The following is a 16,236-nucleotide window of genomic DNA, read 5'->3' as shown; positions in this document are numbered from 1 at the left end:
GTCCTCGGAGTGGTTTTCACGGACCCTACGCCAAGCATCCGCCAAGCCCAAGCGCCCGCTCGCGCCCGTTCACGTTCCCGACACGCGGGGCAATATCTCTGGCGCGGCTCAGCCTCAGCAGATAGCGATTTTACCAACGAGCTTCCGGAGATAGCCCATGACCGCCTATGCCCTGATCGCCGTTTTCGGCCTTGTCCTGCTGGCCAGCCTCTGGGCCGCGCCGCGCCGCGCCAGCGTCGAGGGCTTTTTCGGCGGCGCCGGGACCGATGGCCGGGCACCTGGCCTCTGGGTGCTGGTGCTGAGCCAGGTGACCACCTGGATCTTTGCCCGGTCGCTGATGAACTCGGCGATCCTCGGCTACTTCTACGGCATCGCCGGCACGCTGGCTTATGCGGCCTACTACGGCTCCTTCCTGACCGGCGGCTTCATCGTGGCGCGGCTGCGGGCGAAAGGCGCAGGGTCGGTGCAGGACTGGCTGCGCGGGCAGTTCGGGCCGGTGGGCACCGGCGCCTACAACCTGGTGATCGCGCTGCGGCTCCTGTCCGAGGTCTTTGCCAACCTGCTGGTGGTGGGGCTGATCTTTGCCGCGATCCTGCCCGGCAGCGGCACCGCGGCGATCCTGACCGTGGCGGTGCTGGGTCTGGCCTATTCCGCCTGGGGCGGGCTGAGTGCCGCGCTGCGCACCGATGTGCTGCAGATGTGCGTGTTCCTCGTGGTCTTCGTCATCGCCTTCGGCGCGCTGGTGACCATGCCCGGCTTCGACCTGGGCGCCGTGGTCACGGCGCCGGGCACCTCGGGCGGCTACCTCGGGTGGGTGCTGCTGCTGGTGGCGGCGTTGCAGGTGTTTTCCTACCCGGCGCATGACCCGGTGATGATGGACCGCGGGTTCCTCGCCGATCCCGCCACCACGCGGGCGTCCTTCCTGCACGCCTTCTGGATCTCGGCGCTCTGCATCATCGCCTTCGGCTTTTTCGGCATCCAGGCAAGCCTCGTGGGCGCCGAATACCAGGGCGAGCTGATCGGCACCTGGGCGGTGATGTTCCCGCCCTGGGTCTTCATCCTGCTGATGGTATCGCTGCTGGTTTCGGCGCTCTCGACTCTCGACTCGGCGCTGGCCTCGTCGGCGCGGCTCGCGGTGGAAGAGCTGCATCTCGCCCCCCGCACCCTGGGCGGCGGACGGGTGGCGATGGTGGTGGTGATGGTGCTTGGCACGGCGCTGACGCTCTGGGGCAACCAGACGCTTTTCGACGCGGTGGCGGTTAGCGGCACCGCCAGCATGTTCCTGGCACCGGTGCTGATCGCGGGTCTGGTGATGGGCCGCCAGGTGGCACTTTGGGCCTACCTCGTGGCTTTCGGTGCCGCGATGGTCGGGGCCGTGCTCTATTTCGCGCGCGGGGCGGCCTGGGCGGCGGCGCTGCTGCCCGAGGGGCACAAATACGAGCAGCTTCTGGTGATCTGCGTCGCGGTGCTGGTCGTCGGCTTTGTCGCTGTCGCGGTGGGCAGTCGCAGGGTTGCGAAGGTCCCGGCGGGCTGATACGTCAGCGCTCAAATCCGATGATTTTCATCGGGATACGCAAGAGGCCCCGGTGACCGCCACCGCCACACCGACCGCTCCACGGCTCGAAGTCCGCAATCTCGTGCGCCGGTTCGACGGCAAGCGGGTTGTGGACGACGTCAGCCTGAGCATCGCGCCCGGGCATGTCACCTGCCTTCTGGGACCGTCGGGCTGCGGCAAGTCGACGACGCTGCGGATGATCGCCGGGGTCGACCTGCAGGACGAAGGCCAGATCCTCGTCGATGGCAACCTGATCTGCGACACGGTGTTCCGGGTGCCGCCCGAGCGCCGGTCGATCGGGCTGATGTTCCAGGACTTCGCATTGTTTCCGCACCTGACCGTGGGTCGGAACGTGGCTTTCGGCCTGTCCGGCTCGAAGCATGAGCAGCGCGAGCGGGTGGTGGAGCTGCTGGACCGCGTGGGATTGCTGCACTTCATCGACGAATATCCGCACCAGCTGTCGGGTGGCGAACAGCAGCGCGTGGCGCTGGCCCGCGCGTTGGCGCCGAAGCCGCGGGTGATGCTGATGGACGAGCCCTTCTCGGGGCTCGACAACCGGCTGCGCGACGGCATCCGCGACGAGACTCTGGCGCTTCTGAAGGAAGAGGGGACCAGCGTGCTGCTGGTCACGCACGAGCCCGAAGAGGCGATGCGCATGGCCGACGAGATCGCGCTGATGCGCGACGGCCGGATCGTGCAGCGCGGCGCGCCCTACAACATCTACAACGCGCCCGCCGACCGCGAGGCGGTGGCGTTCTTCAGCGATGTCAACGTCTTGCAGGGAACGGTAAAGGGGGCGCTGGTGGACACGCCGTTCGGCCAGTTCCTGACGCCGGGCCAGCCCGACGGCGCGCGGGTCGATATCGTCTTCCGGCCGCAGCACGTCGGCATCGACTTCGACCGCGCCGGCCGCGGGCCGAACCCCACGCCCATGCAGGGCGCCCCTGCGCGCGGCTTGGTCGAACGCGCGCGCTTCATGGGGTCCGAGAGCCTCGTGGAGTTCCGCATGGACTACGAAGACGTGGTGCTCAAGGCGACGGTGCCCAACGTCTTCCTGCCCAAGCCCGGCACGCCGATGTGGCTGACCGTTCGGCGTGACCGGTGTTTCATCTTTCCGGTGGTGGGCTAGGGGAGCCAGCTGTGCCGGTAGGGGAATCCGGCTGTGCCGGATACGAGAGGCTCTGCCTCTCGTGCTCTCCGAGGGTTATTGAAAACCGAAGAAGATCAGGACCGTTTTCTGTAGTCCGCAAGTGTTTTGCCCGGCTCGTCGACGAAGAGGCCCGGGGCGGGGGCGAGGTCAGCGATGCGATCGATGCGGAAGCTGGCGAAGTCGCCGGCGCCTTCGTCCCAGACGATACAGGTCCAGATGCGGCCCCAGTAGTCGATATGCAGCGGGCGGACGAGATGCTGTGTCTCGTCGTCTTGCAGCCGCAGGCGCAGTTTCTGCCGGGCGCGGATGGCGGCGCGGACCGCAGGCATGTGGCGGAAGCCCTGCGCGGCTTCGGCGAAGGGATAGGTGGCAAAGCCGAACCGTCCGGGCGCCGTGCCGGTATCCTGGGGCAGCACCGCGTCGATCTTGGCCGACAGCGCCGCGGCCGCCGCCGACAGTTCCTCCATGTCCGAGGCACCCACGGCCGCGAGGCCAAGGTGCAGCGCCTCGAGCTCGGTGTCGGTGAGGTTCAGCGGCGGCAGGGTGATGGCGGCGCGGGCGCTGTAGCCCAAGCCCCGTTCGCCCGCGACCGGCACGCCCGAAGCCGCCAGCGTGTCCATGTCGCGGTAGATCGTGCGCACCGAAACGCCGAGGTCGCGGGCGAGATCCTCGGCCCGGTGCAGCGCCCCCGAACGCAGTCTTTGCATCAAGGCGTAGAGCCTGTCGGCGCGTTTCATTTCCGCTGATTCTCCGGCCGGTTTCAGGCAATACTGACAAAAACCTGTCACCTGACAAGGTCTTGACAAACTATGCCGGAAAAACTCCGTGATCGGTGCCGGAAATGCCCGCTTTGCCGCTTTATCGGCCCTGCGAAACCCGTTAGACACCGCAGATGATTTCAGCCGGGCGCGCGGCACGCGCCTTGCATGCGAGGAGAGAGACATGCTCAACAATATCGGCCTTCCCGGCCTTCTGCTGATCGCGGTGGTGGTGCTTGTGCTGTTCGGCCGCGGCAAGATTTCGTCGCTCATGGGCGAGGTCGGCAAGGGCATCACCGCCTTCAAGAAGGGCGTCAGCGACGGCTCCAAGGAGCTCGAGGACGAAGAGCAGGCCGAAAAGGCCCGCGACGTGACCCCCGACACTGAGAAAGACAAGGTGTAAGCCCACATGTTCGATCTTGGCTGGACCGAGCTTCTGGTCATCGGCATCGTTGCCTTGATCGTCGTCGGACCCAAGGACCTGCCGGTGCTCTTTCGCAATGTCGGGCGCTTCGTCGGCAAGGCGAAGGGCATGGCGCGCGAATTCAGCCGTGCCATGAACGATGCCGCGGACGAAAGCGGCGTGCGCGACGTGGCCAAGTCGTTCAAGTCGGCGACCGACCCCGTGGGCTCGGCGATGAGCGGCGTCAAGGATGCGGCGAAGTCCATGACCGACCTCAAGATCGACCCCGAAAGCGAGACCGGCAAGCTGAGCGCCAAGCGCGCCGCCGATGCCAAGAAGATCGAGGCCGCCACCGCCCGCCGCGCCGCCGAGCGCAAGGCCAAGGAGGCGCAGGAGGCGCTGGCCAAGGCCGATGAACTGGACGCGGCGCTGAAACCCGATCCCAACGCACCGGACGCGCCCGGCGGAGACGGCAAGGCATGACCACCCGGGACGACGAGATCGAAGACAGCAGCGCGCCGCTGATCGAACACCTGGCCGAGCTGCGCACGCGGCTGATCCGCTGCGTCGTGGCCTTCATCATCGGCATCGTGCTGGCCTTTACTGTGGCCGAGCCGATCCTGCAGTTCCTGCTTGGCCCGATCGAGGAAACCCTGCGCCAGCTGGGCGACCCGTCGCCGACGATGCAGTATACCTCGCCGCAGGAATACCTCTTCACGCTGTTCCGGATCTCCATGGTCTTCGGCTTCGGGCTCGCATTCCCGGTGATCTCGCACCAGATGTGGCGCTTTGTGGCGCCGGGACTTTACAAGTCCGAAAAGGGCGCATTTCTGCCGTTCCTGATCGCCTCGCCCTTCATGTTCTTCCTCGGCGCGGCCTTTGCCCATTTCATCGTCACGCCGCTGGCGATGGCATTCTTCCTGGGCTTTACGGATGTCAGTTCGATCTTCGCCAACCTGCTCAACCAGGCGGTCGACGCGATGCCCGAGGGCGTGCTGCCCGGCGGCGTGGCGGTGGTGCCCGAGACCGAGCAGGGCATCCGCATCACCTTCTTCGGCAAGGTCAACGAATCCCTCGACATCACGCTCAAGTTCATCATGGCCTTCGGCCTCTGCTTCCAGTTGCCGGTGCTGCTGACGCTGATGGGCAAGGCCGGTCTGGTCAGCGCCGAAGGGCTGGGCGCGGTGCGCAAATACGCCATGGTCGGCATCCTGGTGCTGGCCGCCGTGGTGACGCCACCCGATGTGACGACGCAGCTCATCCTCTTCACCGTGGTCTACGGGCTGTACGAAATCTCGATCTTCCTGGTGCGCTACGTCGAACGCCAGCGCGAGAAGAAGCTGCGCGCTGAAGGGCTGTGGTTCGAGGATGACGAGGCCGAGGCCGAGGAGGACGATCCCCTGATGCGCGAATTCGACGAGGACGAAGGCCGCGAGGACGAGCGTCGATGAGTGCCGAAGCCGACAACCTCGCGCGCATCGCCGAAGCTCTCGAACGGATCGCCCCGGCGCCGCTGCAGGCGCCGGATTTCTCTGCCGCCGATGCCTTCGTCTGGCACGTGGCGCCCGACCGGCTGGAACCGGTGCCCAAGGTCAACCGCGTGGCGCTGGACCTGCTGGTGGGCATCGACCGCAGCCGCGACACGCTGCTCGACAACACCGAACGCTTCGCCCGTGGCCTGCCGGCCAACAATGCCCTGCTCTGGGGTGCACGGGGGATGGGAAAATCCAGCATCGTCAAGGCGGTGCATGCCGAAGTTCGGGCGCGCGGCCATGATCTCAAGATCGTCGAATTGCAGCGCGAGGACCTGCCGTCGGTGGGCCGCCTGCTGCACCTTCTGCGGGCGGCTCCGCATCGGTTCGTGCTCTTTTGCGACGACCTGTCGTTCAGCCATGATGACCAGCACTACAAGAGCCTCAAGGCGGTGCTGGACGGCGGCATCGAAGGCCGGCCCGACAACGTGGTCTTCTACGCCACGTCGAATCGCCGCCACCTGATGCCCCGCGACATGATCGAGAACGAACGCAGCTCGGGCATCAACCCGTCCGAGGCGACCGAGGAAAAGGTGTCGCTCTCGGACCGCTTCGGCCTCTGGCTCGGGTTCCACCCCTGCAATCAGGACGAATACCTCGCGATGATCCGGGGCTACTGCGACGCCTACGGGGTCGAGATCGACGCCGAGACCCTGCGCGCCGAGGCGATCGAGTGGCAGGCCACCCGCGGGTCGCGCTCGGGCCGCGTCGCCTGGCAGTATTTCACCGACCTGGCAGGCCGCCGGGGCGTCGCTCTGGCCTGAGCTGCAAACGCCGCCGGCGCGCGGGCAACTGGAACCCGCCTCCCGGACGTCCTGCCCTTCTTCGGTTCAAAATAACCCTCAGAGAGCACGAGAGACAGCGTCTCTCGTACCGCCCGGCACGGGCGGTCACCGGCTCATCGCGCGGCCAGAATTCAGCGCAGGTAGCCCATCGGATCGACGCTGTCGAAACCGTCGCGCACTTCGAAATGGATACGCGCCGGATCGCCTGAGCGGACCTTGCCGATGCTCTGGCCGCGGCTCACCGCGTCGCCCTTCTTGACCGTCAACCCGTCGAGATGCGTGTAGACCGTCAGCAGGTTGTCGGGGTGCTTGATGACCACGATCGGCACCTTGTCGGCATTGCTGGTGATCGCTGCCACCTGGCCGCTGGCAGCGGCCTTGACCGGCGTGCCGGCAGGGGCGGCGATGTCGATGCCGTCGTTCCGGCCCTTGGCGTATTCGCGGATGATGCTGCCCTGCACCGGGTAGCTCATGGCGCCGGAGCTCGTTGTCGCCGCGGTCTGGCGCCCGATGTCGGGCTTCGGCACGGCAGGCTGCGGCGTGGCCGCAGCGACGGTTTCCTCGGCCGGGAGGGGTTTCGAGGCCGAGGGCGGCTGCGGTGTCGGTGACCCGGCGCCCGGGGCGGTCACCGGCGCAGGCGATGCGACGGGCGCCGGCTCCAGCCGCGCGGTTTCCACGTTGGCGGTGCCGGCACCGGCACTGCTGGAACTGCTGGCACTGGCGCCGGCGCTGGCGACCGGGATCAGCAGGTACTGGCCTTCGCGCACGGCGAAATCGCTGCCGAGGCCGTTCCACTCCGCCAGCGCCCGCGGCGTGACGTTGTAAAGCCGCGCGATGGTGAAGGCGGTCTCGCCGCGGGCGACCTGGTGGCGCACCGGCTCGACCCCGGCGCCGCTGCTGGCGGCGGTACTGCGGCTGCCGGGCGTCGCGGGCGCGCGGTCGATGGCGTTCGAGGCCAGCGTGGTGATGTCGACCTCTGCAGCCGGGCGGATCACGCCGGTGGTTTCGGACACCCGGCGGGGCAGGGCGATGACTTCACCGCCGCGCAGCGGGTCCTCGGGGCGGATGCCGTTGAAGGTGGCGAGTTCACCGGCGGGCAGACCGACGCGGGCGGCGAGGCTCGCCAGCGTATCTCCGCGCCGGGCCACGGCGACCTGGTAGTTGGGATAGCTCAACACCCCGCGGTCGTCCGGCTGCGGGCGCGGGGAGGTGGCGTTGAGCGCCGCCTGGGAGGTGTCGACCGATCCGCCCATGCGTCCGCGCATGTCGAAATCCAGCGGGCTGCCGTCGCAGGCGGCCAGCGCCAGCAGCGACACCGCCGCGCAAAGGGGCCGCAATCCGCGAAATGCACCTGTCCGGGGAAACTCCGTCATCTCGATATCCTCTTCCGCGCCCCCTTGTGGCCGGGGGATCCTGAAATTCGCACCGGTCAGCTGTCCTTGCCCAGACCCTCGACCAGCGGCACAAAGCGCACGGGGCGCAATTCGTCGTATTCATACCCCGATGCGTGCCGCGTGACCCGGATCAGGCTCTGCACCGCGTCCGACTGGCCGACGGGCACCACCATGATACCGCCAATCTTGAGCTGGGCCAAGAGCGGCCCGGGCGGATCCTCGGCCGCCGCCGTAACCAGGATCCGGTCGAAGGGCGCCTGGTCCGGCAGCCCGTGCGATCCGTCGGCGGTGAAGGCCGTGATATTGGTGAGATCGAGCGCGTCGAAGACCCGCCGCGCCTCGCGCACCAGCCGCATGTGTCGGTCCACCGTGTAGACCCGGCGGGCCAGCTGCGACAGGATCGCCGCCTGGTAGCCCGACCCGGTGCCGACCTCCAGCACCTTGTCGCGGCCCGACACCTGCAGCGCCTGGGTCATCAGCCCGACCACGGAGGGCTGCGAGATGGTCTGGCCGCAGGCAATGGGCAGCGGCATGTCCTCGTAGGCGCGCTCAGTGAAATAGCCGCGGATGAAGGGCGCCCGGTCGATCTTCTCCATCGCCTGCAGGACAGCCGTGTCGGTCACGCCCTTGGACCGGAGCGCATAGAGGAACTGCATCTTGCGTTCCGCATCCGCCGTCATCCCAGCGCCGCCTCCAGGCTGGCCAGCGCGTCGTGCGCGGTGAGATCGGCGCGCATCGGCGTGACCGAGATGTACCCCGCGAGGTTCACCTGCGCGTCCGTTCCTTGCGCGGTCGCGGCGCGCTGGTCGCCGCCCTTGATCCAGAGGAAACGCCGCCCCGAGGGCGAGGTCGTGGGCTCGACGCCAAAGGACGTGCCCTGCCGAAGGCCCTGTGGTGCTGCCCGCGTGCCCTTCACCGCCGCGGCCGGCACGGGCGGGAAATTGACGTTGTAGAAGGTCCGGTAGTCGGCGCCGTCCTCTGCACCGAGGGACAGGATGCGGCGCAGCACATCGGCACCATGGACGCGCGCGGCCTCGAACGGATCGGCGGCGCGGATGTTGTCGGGCCCGAGGTATTGCGACAGCGCCACCGCCGGCAGCCCCTGTAAGGCTGCCTCGAGCGCGCCGCCCAGGGTGCCGGAATAGAGCGCGTTCTCGGCGGAGTTGTTGCCGCGGTTCACGCCCGATAGCACAAGGTCCGGCGGCGCATCCTTCATCACGTCGTGCAGGCCCACCAGCACGCAATCCGCGGGGCTGCCCTCGGTGGCATAACGGCGCTCTGCCATACGGCTGACCATCATCGGGTGGGTATAGCTGATGCAGTGCCCGACGCCCGACTGCTCGAAGGCCGGGGCCACGGTCCAGACTTCTCCCTGTTCGCCGGCCAGTTCGGTGGCGATCTCTTCCAGCACCTGCAGGCCCTGTGCGTTTATCCCGTCGTCATTGGTGATGAGAATGCGCATGATCCCGCCTGTCCGCTGGTTTCCGCCTGCATATGGCTTTGCGCCGCCGGGAGCAAGCGACCCGGCCCGAACGTATGTCCGCAGCAGCGGCAAAAACGCCCCCTGCTTCTTCGGTTTTCAATAACCCTCGGGGAGTTCGAGGGGCTGGCCCCTCGATCCTCCGCCTCAGTCCGCGCGCAGCTCCGCCAGAAGGCGCGCGGCCTCGTCGTGGGGATGGGCCAGCGCCGACCGGTCCTCGCCGGGGTAGAAGCGCGAGCGGCTGGCGGTGGCCATGGGGCGGGGGGTCAGGATATGCACCCGGGGGCCGATGCGCGCGGTCTCGGCCTGCCAGCTGCGCGCAAGGGCGATCTGCGCGGCCTTGGTGGTGCCGTAATGACCGAAGAACTTCTCGCCGCCGCGCGGGTCTTCGAAGAACAGCGCGTCACCCTCTTCGCCCAGCAGCGGGGCGATATAGGGCACGAGGTGCCCCATCGCCGAGAGGTTGATCGCGACGGATTTTTCCCAATCCTTCAGTGCCATGTGGTTGGCCGGGGTCAGCGGTGCCGCGTGCACCGCCGTATGCGCCCAGAGCGCGATCCCGCCCCAGCGGTCGTAGATCGACCGGCAAAGCTGCGCCATGGCGTCGGCCTTCGTGATGTCCATGGGCGCCAGCGTCGCCTGTCCGCCGCGCGCCTGGATGGCGTCGTCGAGCTCTTCCAGCGCGCCCACCGTGCGGGCGACGGCGACGATGTGGTGATCCGCCGACAGCGCTTCGGCCAGGGCATAGCCTAAGCCGCGCGAGGCACCGGTGATGAGGGCGATCTTTTGCGTCATGCCCGCGTCAAATCCCAAGCCGCAGGGCTTGTCAACACGGCAGCCCCGCGCCCGTCGGTCAGGGCATCTCGATCCAGTGCATCCGGCCGTTCTCGGCCAGCGCCAGCCGGCCGTCGTCCACCGCGACGATCCGGTCGCCGCCGATACGGTCGCCGGTGCGCACCCGCGCCGTGGTGCCGTTGGTCAGGCGCAGCAGCGCGGTCAGGTCGCCCTCGGGTCCGAAGGTGCCCAGAAGCACCAGAGATCGCAGGTTGGCATCGGTGGTCTGGGTGGCGTTCTGCGCGACTTCGGCAGGAGTTGGTGTGGTGTCTTGATTCTGTGCCATGGTCGTCTCGTCCGAACTCGTTGGTCTCGTGTCAGACGGCGACCTATGCTGCGCTGCGGCATAGTTGAAGGGGGCGGAGGCGATCCGCGGGGAGGATCGGCAGAGTCTTGCGGACGGCCGCGCGACGCTCCGCTCAGTCCTGCGCCAGGTGCGGCCGAATGTCCTGCCCCGAGGCCGCATAGATGTCGAGCAGCGTGTCGAAGGAGATTCCTTCGGCCTGTGCCGTGACCAGCGGCGTGTCGCCATGTGCATATAGCCGCGGGCACTCGCCGTCGCCGCCGGGCCGGAGGTCGCAGGGCAACGCTTCGGGCACATCGAAGCCGGGCAGGGCGTTTGCGAGCCAGCCGGGGCAGCCTGCGAAGGCCGGGCCGTCGCCCGGGCTCGCGTCGAGATAGGCGTAGAAATCCGCCGGATCGACCTGCGCCCAGGCGCCGAAATAGAAGGTCTCGTCGCTGCCACGCAGGGGCAGGGGCAGGACGCAGCGGATAAACCGGTCTTCGCCCAGGCGGCAGAGATCGCTGCCCAGCTTGTCCTCGCCCACCGCCAGCTCCTCTGCGTCACTGTCGCGCAGGCTGCCGTAGGGCCAGGCGTCGGGTTCGTCGAAGCCGATGTCGAAAAGGCCGCTGAAGCGCATCCCGCAGCAGGGGCAGGCGCGGTCGGGGTCGTTGAAGCGCCGCCAGCGGGCGTCCAGGTCCAGGAGGTTCATGGGCAGGTCCGTTTGGTCATGCCAGCGGACCTATGTGCCCGAGGCCGCGCTGACAACCGGGCGAACATGGCGTTGGGGTGCTTTCCGAAGGCCCTGGAGCGCCCCTGCGCGTCGGTCACGGGAAGGGCTGGCACGGGCCAAAGCAGTCGCGCCGTCACAGGATCGCAAGGCGACGCCCCCGAAAGGTCACATCACTCCGCGGCGGTCTTGAGCTTGAAGCCCTTCTCGATCTGGTCGGCGGGTTCCACCGGGTACTCGCCTGAGAAACACGCGTCGCAATATTGCGGCTGGTCCGGGTTGCGGCCCTGCGCCTCGCCCACGGCGCGGTAGAGGCCGTCGAGCGTGACGAACCGCAAGCTGTCCACCTGCAGGTGATCGCGCATTTCCTCTTCGGACATGGTCGCGGCCAGCAGCTTTTCCCGCTGCGGCGTGTCGACACCGTAGAAGCACGGCCACGCGGTCGGCGGGCTGGCGATGCGGAAATGCACCTCCGCCGCGCCGGCGTCGAGGATCATCTCCTTGATCTTGCGGCTGGTGGTGCCGCGCACCACCGAATCGTCCACCAGCACCACCCGCTTGCCCTCGATCAGCGCGCGGTTGACGTTCAGCTTCAGGCGTACGCCCATGTTGCGGATCTGCTCGGTCGGTTCGATGAAGGTCCGGCCCATGTACTGGTTGCGCACGATGCCCATGCCGTAGGGAATGCCGGACTCATGCGCAAAGCCGATGGCGGCCGGCGTGCCGCTGTCGGGCACCGGGCAGACGAGGTCGGCCTCGACCGGCGCCTCGCGTGCGAGCTCCACGCCGATCTGGCGGCGGGTCTCGTAGACCGACCGGCCGCCGATGATCGAATCGGGGCGGCTGAAATAGACATGTTCGAAGATGCAGAAGCGCGATTTCTGCGGGCGGAAGGGGCGCACGGATTCGACACCCTTCTCGGCGGTGATGACGACCATCTCGCCCGGTTCGATCTCGCGCACGTAATCGGCGCCGATGATGTCGAGCGCGCAGGTCTCGGAACTCAGCACCCAGCCGTCGCCGATCTTGCCCAGCACCAGCGGGCGCACGCCCAGCGGGTCGCGCACGCCGATGAGCTTGGTGCGGGTCATGGCGATGACCGAGAAGGCGCCTTCGACCCGGCGCAGCGCGTCTTCCATGCGGCTGGGAATGTCGCGTTGCAGGGATCGCGCCATCAGGTGGATAATGCATTCGCTATCCGAGGAGGACTGGAAGATCGACCCGCGTTCGATCAGTTCGCGCCGCAGCGCGTCGGCATTGGTGATGTTGCCGTTATGCGCGATGGCCGCGCCGCCCATGGAGAACTCTCCGAAGAACGGCTGCACGTCACGGATCTGCGTCGGGCCTTTCGATCCGGCGGTGGAATAGCGCACATGCCCGATGGCCAGCGGCCCGGGCAGAGTTTGCATCAGCGACTGCGAGGTGAAGTTGTCGCGGACATAGCCGAAGCGGCGGGCAGAGTTGAAGCCCTGTCCGGCCTCGTGGCTGACGATCCCGCCGGCCTCCTGGCCGCGGTGCTGAAGCGCGTGCAGGCCAAGGGCGACGAAGTTGGCGGCATCGGTGACGCCGACGACGCCGAAGATGCCGCACTCTTCGCGCAGCTTGTCGTCGTCGAAGGGATGGGCGGGGGGCATTTCGAGATCCAAGGAGCAGCTCCGAATCCGTGGCGCGGGTATGGGCCCGTCATAGGGTGTCCAAGCTCATGTGTCACGAAACGATCATGATACAAGTGCCGCACCGCAACAAATCTGCCGCAACGGCACTCGGACGCACGGCATTTCGGCGCGCGATCGGGCTGGGTTGCGCGTCCCCGCCGATCAGGCGTCGTTGGCGCCCGGCACCGCGCAGACGCCCACGAGTTCCTCGTACTGGGTGGTGATCCAGCCCAGCGCCGCTTCGGGGTTCTGCTCTTCGATCCGGTCGGTGAAGCGCGTGAAGACCGCCGCCGACCGGCTGTCGTTGATCATCGGGATGTCCTGCGCGGTGATCACCGTCTGGTAGACGAAGAAGGCGATGGCGACGAGCAGCACGCCGCGCGCCACGCCGAAGAGGAACCCAAGCGCCTGGTCGAGGCCGCCGAGCGCAGAGCGTTGCACGAGCGAGGAAAAGAGCGGCGTGAACAGCGACACGATCACCAGCGCCAGCGCGAAGACCGCGGCAAAGGCGGCGATGATGCTGAGCTCGCAGCTGTCCGAAAGGAAATCGCCGATGACGGGCAATTCCTTGACCAGCGGCTGCACCTGCGGGGCGAAGATGAACGCGAGGAACGCCGCGGCGACCCAGCCGGCGATGGCCATGGCTTCGCGGACAAGCCCGCGTGAATAGGCCAGAAGCGCCGAAAGCACGATGATGACGGCGACGACGCCATCGACTGCGGTAAAACCTTCCATCAGGTCCCTCTGTTCCTTTGGGTGCGCTCAGCCCGCACCAAACACGTCACCGACAAAGGCGGTCAGGTCGCCCATCTGGTTGAGCGTCATGCCACCGGATTCCCCGGTCTTGCCGCCCGCGGGCGCAATCGCGCTGGAGAAACCAAGTTTCTGCGCCTCTTTCAACCTCAATTCGGTCTGGCTGACCGGGCGCAGGGCACCTGATAGGCTGATTTCTCCGAAAACGACAGTCTCGGGGGGCAGGGCCACGTCTTCGCGGGCGGAAAGTAGCGCAGCCGCCACAGCCAGATCGGCCGCCGGTTCGCTGATCTTCATGCCGCCGGCGACGTTGAGGTAGACGTCGAGCCCGGCGAAAGGGATGCCGCAGCGCGCCTCGAGCACCGCAAGGATCATCGCGAGGCGCCCGCCGTCCCAGCCCACGACCGTGCGCCGGGGCTGGCTGTGCGGCGTGGGGGCGACCAGCGCCTGGAATTCGCACAGCACGGGGCGTGTGCCCTCGATGCCCGAGAAGACGACCGATCCGGGCGACGGCTGGCCGCGCTCGCTGAGAAACAGCGCCGAGGGATTGGTGACCTCGGACAGGCCGCCGCCGGTCATCTCGAAGACGCCGATCTCGTCGGCGGGGCCGAAGCGGTTCTTGACCGCGCGCAGGATGCGGAACTGGTGACCGCGTTCGCCCTCGAAATAGAGCACCGTGTCGACCATGTGCTCGATCACGCGCGGCCCGGCGATCTGGCCGTCCTTGGTGACATGGCCGACCATGATCACTGCCATGCCGCGGCGCTTGGCGAAATTCGTCAGCTCATGCGCGGCGGCGCGGACCTGGCTCACCGATCCGGGCGCGCTTTCGACGTTGTCGGCCCACATGGTCTGGATCGAATCGATGATCGCCAGCGCCGGGCGTTCCTGCTCCAGCGTGGTGAGGATGTCGCGCAGGTTGGTTTCCGCCGCGAGCTTCACCGGCGCATCCGCCAGCCCCAGCCGCTGCGCGCGCATCCGCACCTGTGCCGAAGCCTCTTCGCCGCTGGCGTAGATCACGCCCAACCCGGCGCGGGCAAAGAGCGCCGCGGCCTGCAGGAGCAGGGTGGATTTGCCGATGCCCGGATCGCCGCCCACGAGGATCGCCGAGGACGGCACCAGACCGCCGCCCAGCACGCGGTCCAGTTCCGACAGGCCCGAGGAGGTGCGCGGCGGCGGCGCTTCGGAACTGGACAGGTCGGTGAGCGGTGTGGCCCGGCCGCGACTGCCGCCCAACGTCTTTTTCGCCGGGCCGGACGTCAGCGGCGCCTCTTCGGTTATGGTGTTCCATGCGCCGCAGGCCTCGCAGCGGCCGGACCACTTGGAGGTGGTGTTGCCGCAGGCGTTGCACACGAAGGTCGAGGAAGATTTGGCCATGCCGCCTTGTGGCGTACTGGGAGGGAAGCGGCAAGAGGCGGTAACTGTGCTCCGCGTGCAACGTGCAGGCGGGGTGCGCCGCCGGAGCCTCCGGCGGGAGTTTATCGGCAAGATGAAGCTGCGCGTATGCGGATCACTCCGCCGCGCGGCGGGCCAGCAGGGCCACGATGCGGCCGTCGTCCTGCTGTACCTCGTCTTCCCAGCTGTCTTCGGCGACCACCGGCTCCGGCGGGGTCTCGGGCTCGGCGGCCTCGCCCAGTTCGGGCAGGATCTCGGTCAGCTCGTCGCAAAGGCGGGCGAGCTGCGCCTCGGCCACGGCTTCGTCCATCTCCACCCGGTTGAGCCAGTTGCGCATCTCCGTGGCGACGGATTTGGCGTGGTCGAGCCGGGTGTTGAAATCCTCGATCTCCTGCTGGCGCTGGATCAGGAAATCGCGGGCGCGGGCGACGTTGCGGTCGGAATAGACCTGGCCCAACTCGCGGCTCAGGTGGCTCATCTGCGCGGCCACTTCCAGCACCGACGATTCGAGTTCGGCAAGGTCCGGGTGGTCGCGCAGGAAGGCAATGCGCTCGCGGATCGAATCGAATTCGGACGACAGGGTGAAGACGCCGCTGCGGTCGGCGGCATGGGCCACCGCATAGGCCCGCGCCACGTCCTGCATGCCGATGTGAAACCGGCGATGCGAAGTTTCCAGCGCCATGATTCGGGCGTTTGTCGGCAGGAAGAAGCAGAGCGAGGTCACCAGCGCGGTCAGCACAACTTGCGTGACCATTCCGGCCTGCGGCAAGATGTAGTCGCCGAAGCGCAAGTCGAGCGACAACCAGGGCGCATGGCCAAGCGCACAGGCCGCCGTATAGGCGATCAGCGACAGGCTGAGGGCGAGGATGGCCAAACAGGCCAGGCGCTGCAGAAGATCGCGCAGCAGCAAAAACGACGAAACGACACTCTGACCCATAACGCCCCCAAAAAGTCACATTCTATGTGCAGACTCGGCAATTTTATGCCGGTCTCGGGTCAGCACCTAAGAAAAAATTAACCTTCGTCGACGTTTATGCGGAGACGGGATCAATCCGTGTGGTCAATCTTGACTGTTTCCGATGTGGAAACGTGTGGACGGCGGCTCGCCGCGAGGCTCAGAAAAAGCGAGGCGAGGATGCAGGCGGTGAAGAGATAAAGACCCCAGGCCGTTTCGATCCGGCCGAGGCCGATGCCCTTGGCAAGGGTGATGTAGAGCGCGATCAGGAACACGTCGGCCATCGCGAGCTTGCCCAGAAGATGCAGCACCGGCAGGGCGCGCGGGCTGAGCAGGCCGAAATCGTAAAGCGCCAGCCCGATGGTCTTGAGATAGGGCGCGAAGAGCGCAAAGACCGTGACCACCAGCGCCAGGAACACGTCGCTGGCCCAGAGCGATTGCAGCCCGGTCAGCACCGAGATCTCGGTCAGGTCGAAGAGCGGCAACAGCCCCGCGCGCAGCAGCGGCGCGCTCCAGGCCAGCGGGTAGAGGATTAGCAACGAGAGGTTGAGCCAGCGCATCGGGACCTTTCCACGCG

At 67.3% G+C, this 16,236-nt stretch carries 18 protein-coding genes; 6 read left to right on the top strand and 12 right to left on the bottom strand.

Annotated elements, in window-relative coordinates; genetic code table 11:
• Window positions 1-157 precede the first annotated feature (157 nt).
• Both DU478_RS09575 and DU478_RS09570 read left to right on the top strand, forming a co-directional pair.
• Complete coding sequence (locus DU478_RS09575; RefSeq protein ID WP_114510729.1) at window positions 158-1,534, top strand: SLC5/6 family protein; 1,377 nt, start codon at window positions 158-160, stop codon at window positions 1,532-1,534.
• Window positions 1,535-1,586: 52 nt separating this feature from the next.
• Window positions 1,587-2,684: an ABC transporter ATP-binding protein gene (locus DU478_RS09570; protein ID WP_233501179.1), complete on the top strand. Its 1,098-nt coding sequence runs from the start codon at window positions 1,587-1,589 to the stop codon at window positions 2,682-2,684.
• 95 nt (window positions 2,685-2,779) lie between these two features.
• Here DU478_RS09570 and DU478_RS09565 read toward each other — a convergent pair whose 3' ends face one another.
• On the bottom strand, window positions 2,780-3,442 hold the full coding sequence (locus DU478_RS09565) for a helix-turn-helix transcriptional regulator (RefSeq protein WP_114510727.1): 663 nt from the start codon (window positions 3,440-3,442) through the stop codon (window positions 2,780-2,782).
• A 205-nt stretch (window positions 3,443-3,647) separates the two neighbouring features.
• On the opposite strand from DU478_RS09565, the gene DU478_RS09560 reads away from it, so the two are divergent.
• From DU478_RS09560 to DU478_RS09545, 4 genes are read left to right on the top strand one after another with little or no spacing between them, the layout of a single operon-like run.
• A complete protein-coding gene (locus tag DU478_RS09560; RefSeq protein ID WP_114510726.1) occupies window positions 3,648-3,866 on the top strand; it encodes a twin-arginine translocase TatA/TatE family subunit in 219 nt (72 codons plus the stop codon).
• A 6-nt stretch (window positions 3,867-3,872) separates the two neighbouring features.
• The gene (tatB, locus tag DU478_RS09555; protein WP_114510725.1) at window positions 3,873-4,349 is read left to right on the top strand and encodes a Sec-independent protein translocase protein TatB; all 477 of its coding nucleotides are present in this window, start codon (window positions 3,873-3,875) and stop codon (window positions 4,347-4,349) included.
• Entirely contained in the window at window positions 4,346-5,317 is a 972-nt protein-coding gene (gene tatC, locus DU478_RS09550) for a twin-arginine translocase subunit TatC (RefSeq protein WP_114510724.1), read from the top strand. Before tatB ends, tatC begins: the two co-directional genes overlap by 4 nt.
• Entirely contained in the window at window positions 5,314-6,162 is an 849-nt protein-coding gene (locus tag DU478_RS09545) for an ATP-binding protein (protein WP_114510723.1), read from the top strand. The genes tatC and DU478_RS09545 overlap by 4 nt, the downstream gene beginning before the upstream one ends.
• A 152-nt stretch (window positions 6,163-6,314) precedes the next feature.
• On the opposite strand, the gene DU478_RS09540 is transcribed toward DU478_RS09545, so the two are convergent.
• The 11 genes from DU478_RS09540 to DU478_RS09490 all read right to left on the bottom strand — a co-directional run bounded on the left by DU478_RS09540 (window position 6,315) and on the right by DU478_RS09490 (window position 16,219).
• Window positions 6,315-7,556 carry a M23 family metallopeptidase gene (locus tag DU478_RS09540; RefSeq protein ID WP_114510722.1) on the bottom strand — a complete coding sequence of 414 codons (1,242 nt, stop codon included), beginning with the start codon at window positions 7,554-7,556 and terminating at the stop codon, window positions 6,315-6,317.
• Window positions 7,557-7,612: 56 nt separating this feature from the next.
• Window positions 7,613-8,257 carry a protein-L-isoaspartate(D-aspartate) O-methyltransferase gene (locus DU478_RS09535; protein ID WP_114510721.1) on the bottom strand — a complete coding sequence of 215 codons (645 nt, stop codon included), beginning with the start codon at window positions 8,255-8,257 and terminating at the stop codon, window positions 7,613-7,615.
• A complete protein-coding gene (surE, locus tag DU478_RS09530) occupies window positions 8,254-9,039 on the bottom strand; it encodes a 5'/3'-nucleotidase SurE (RefSeq protein ID WP_114510720.1) in 786 nt (261 codons plus the stop codon). Before surE ends, DU478_RS09535 begins: the two co-directional genes overlap by 4 nt.
• A gap of 165 nt (window positions 9,040-9,204) precedes the next feature.
• Window positions 9,205-9,852: an SDR family NAD(P)-dependent oxidoreductase gene (locus tag DU478_RS09525; RefSeq protein ID WP_114510759.1), complete on the bottom strand. Its 648-nt coding sequence runs from the start codon at window positions 9,850-9,852 to the stop codon at window positions 9,205-9,207.
• Window positions 9,853-9,910: 58 nt separating this feature from the next.
• A complete protein-coding gene (locus DU478_RS09520; RefSeq protein WP_158545763.1) occupies window positions 9,911-10,357 on the bottom strand; it encodes a pilus assembly protein PilP in 447 nt (148 codons plus the stop codon).
• On the bottom strand, window positions 10,311-10,883 hold the full coding sequence (locus DU478_RS09515) for a DUF2199 domain-containing protein (RefSeq protein ID WP_114510718.1): 573 nt from the start codon (window positions 10,881-10,883) through the stop codon (window positions 10,311-10,313). The genes DU478_RS09520 and DU478_RS09515 overlap by 47 nt, the downstream gene beginning before the upstream one ends.
• Window positions 10,884-11,074: 191 nt before the next feature.
• A complete protein-coding gene (purF, locus tag DU478_RS09510; protein ID WP_114510717.1) occupies window positions 11,075-12,535 on the bottom strand; it encodes an amidophosphoribosyltransferase in 1,461 nt (486 codons plus the stop codon).
• 183 nt (window positions 12,536-12,718) lie between these two features.
• Window positions 12,719-13,291 (bottom strand): CvpA family protein, encoded by a 573-nt coding sequence (locus DU478_RS09505; protein WP_114510716.1) that lies wholly within the window; start codon window positions 13,289-13,291, stop codon window positions 12,719-12,721.
• A gap of 27 nt (window positions 13,292-13,318) precedes the next feature.
• A complete protein-coding gene (radA, locus tag DU478_RS09500) occupies window positions 13,319-14,686 on the bottom strand; it encodes a DNA repair protein RadA (protein WP_114510715.1) in 1,368 nt (455 codons plus the stop codon).
• A gap of 133 nt (window positions 14,687-14,819) precedes the next feature.
• The gene (locus tag DU478_RS09495) at window positions 14,820-15,641 is read right to left on the bottom strand and encodes a DNA repair protein (RefSeq protein ID WP_114510714.1); all 822 of its coding nucleotides are present in this window, start codon (window positions 15,639-15,641) and stop codon (window positions 14,820-14,822) included.
• Window positions 15,642-15,751: 110 nt separating this feature from the next.
• On the bottom strand, window positions 15,752-16,219 hold the full coding sequence (locus DU478_RS09490; RefSeq protein ID WP_114510713.1) for a paraquat-inducible protein A: 468 nt from the start codon (window positions 16,217-16,219) through the stop codon (window positions 15,752-15,754).
• Window positions 16,220-16,236: the final 17 nt, after the last annotated feature.

Origin of the sequence: Thalassococcus profundi (genome assembly GCF_003344785.1) — a bacterium.
Lineage (GTDB): Bacteria > Pseudomonadota > Alphaproteobacteria > Rhodobacterales > Rhodobacteraceae > Puniceibacterium > Puniceibacterium profundi.
This window is presented reverse-complemented; position numbering and strand designations above follow the sequence as displayed.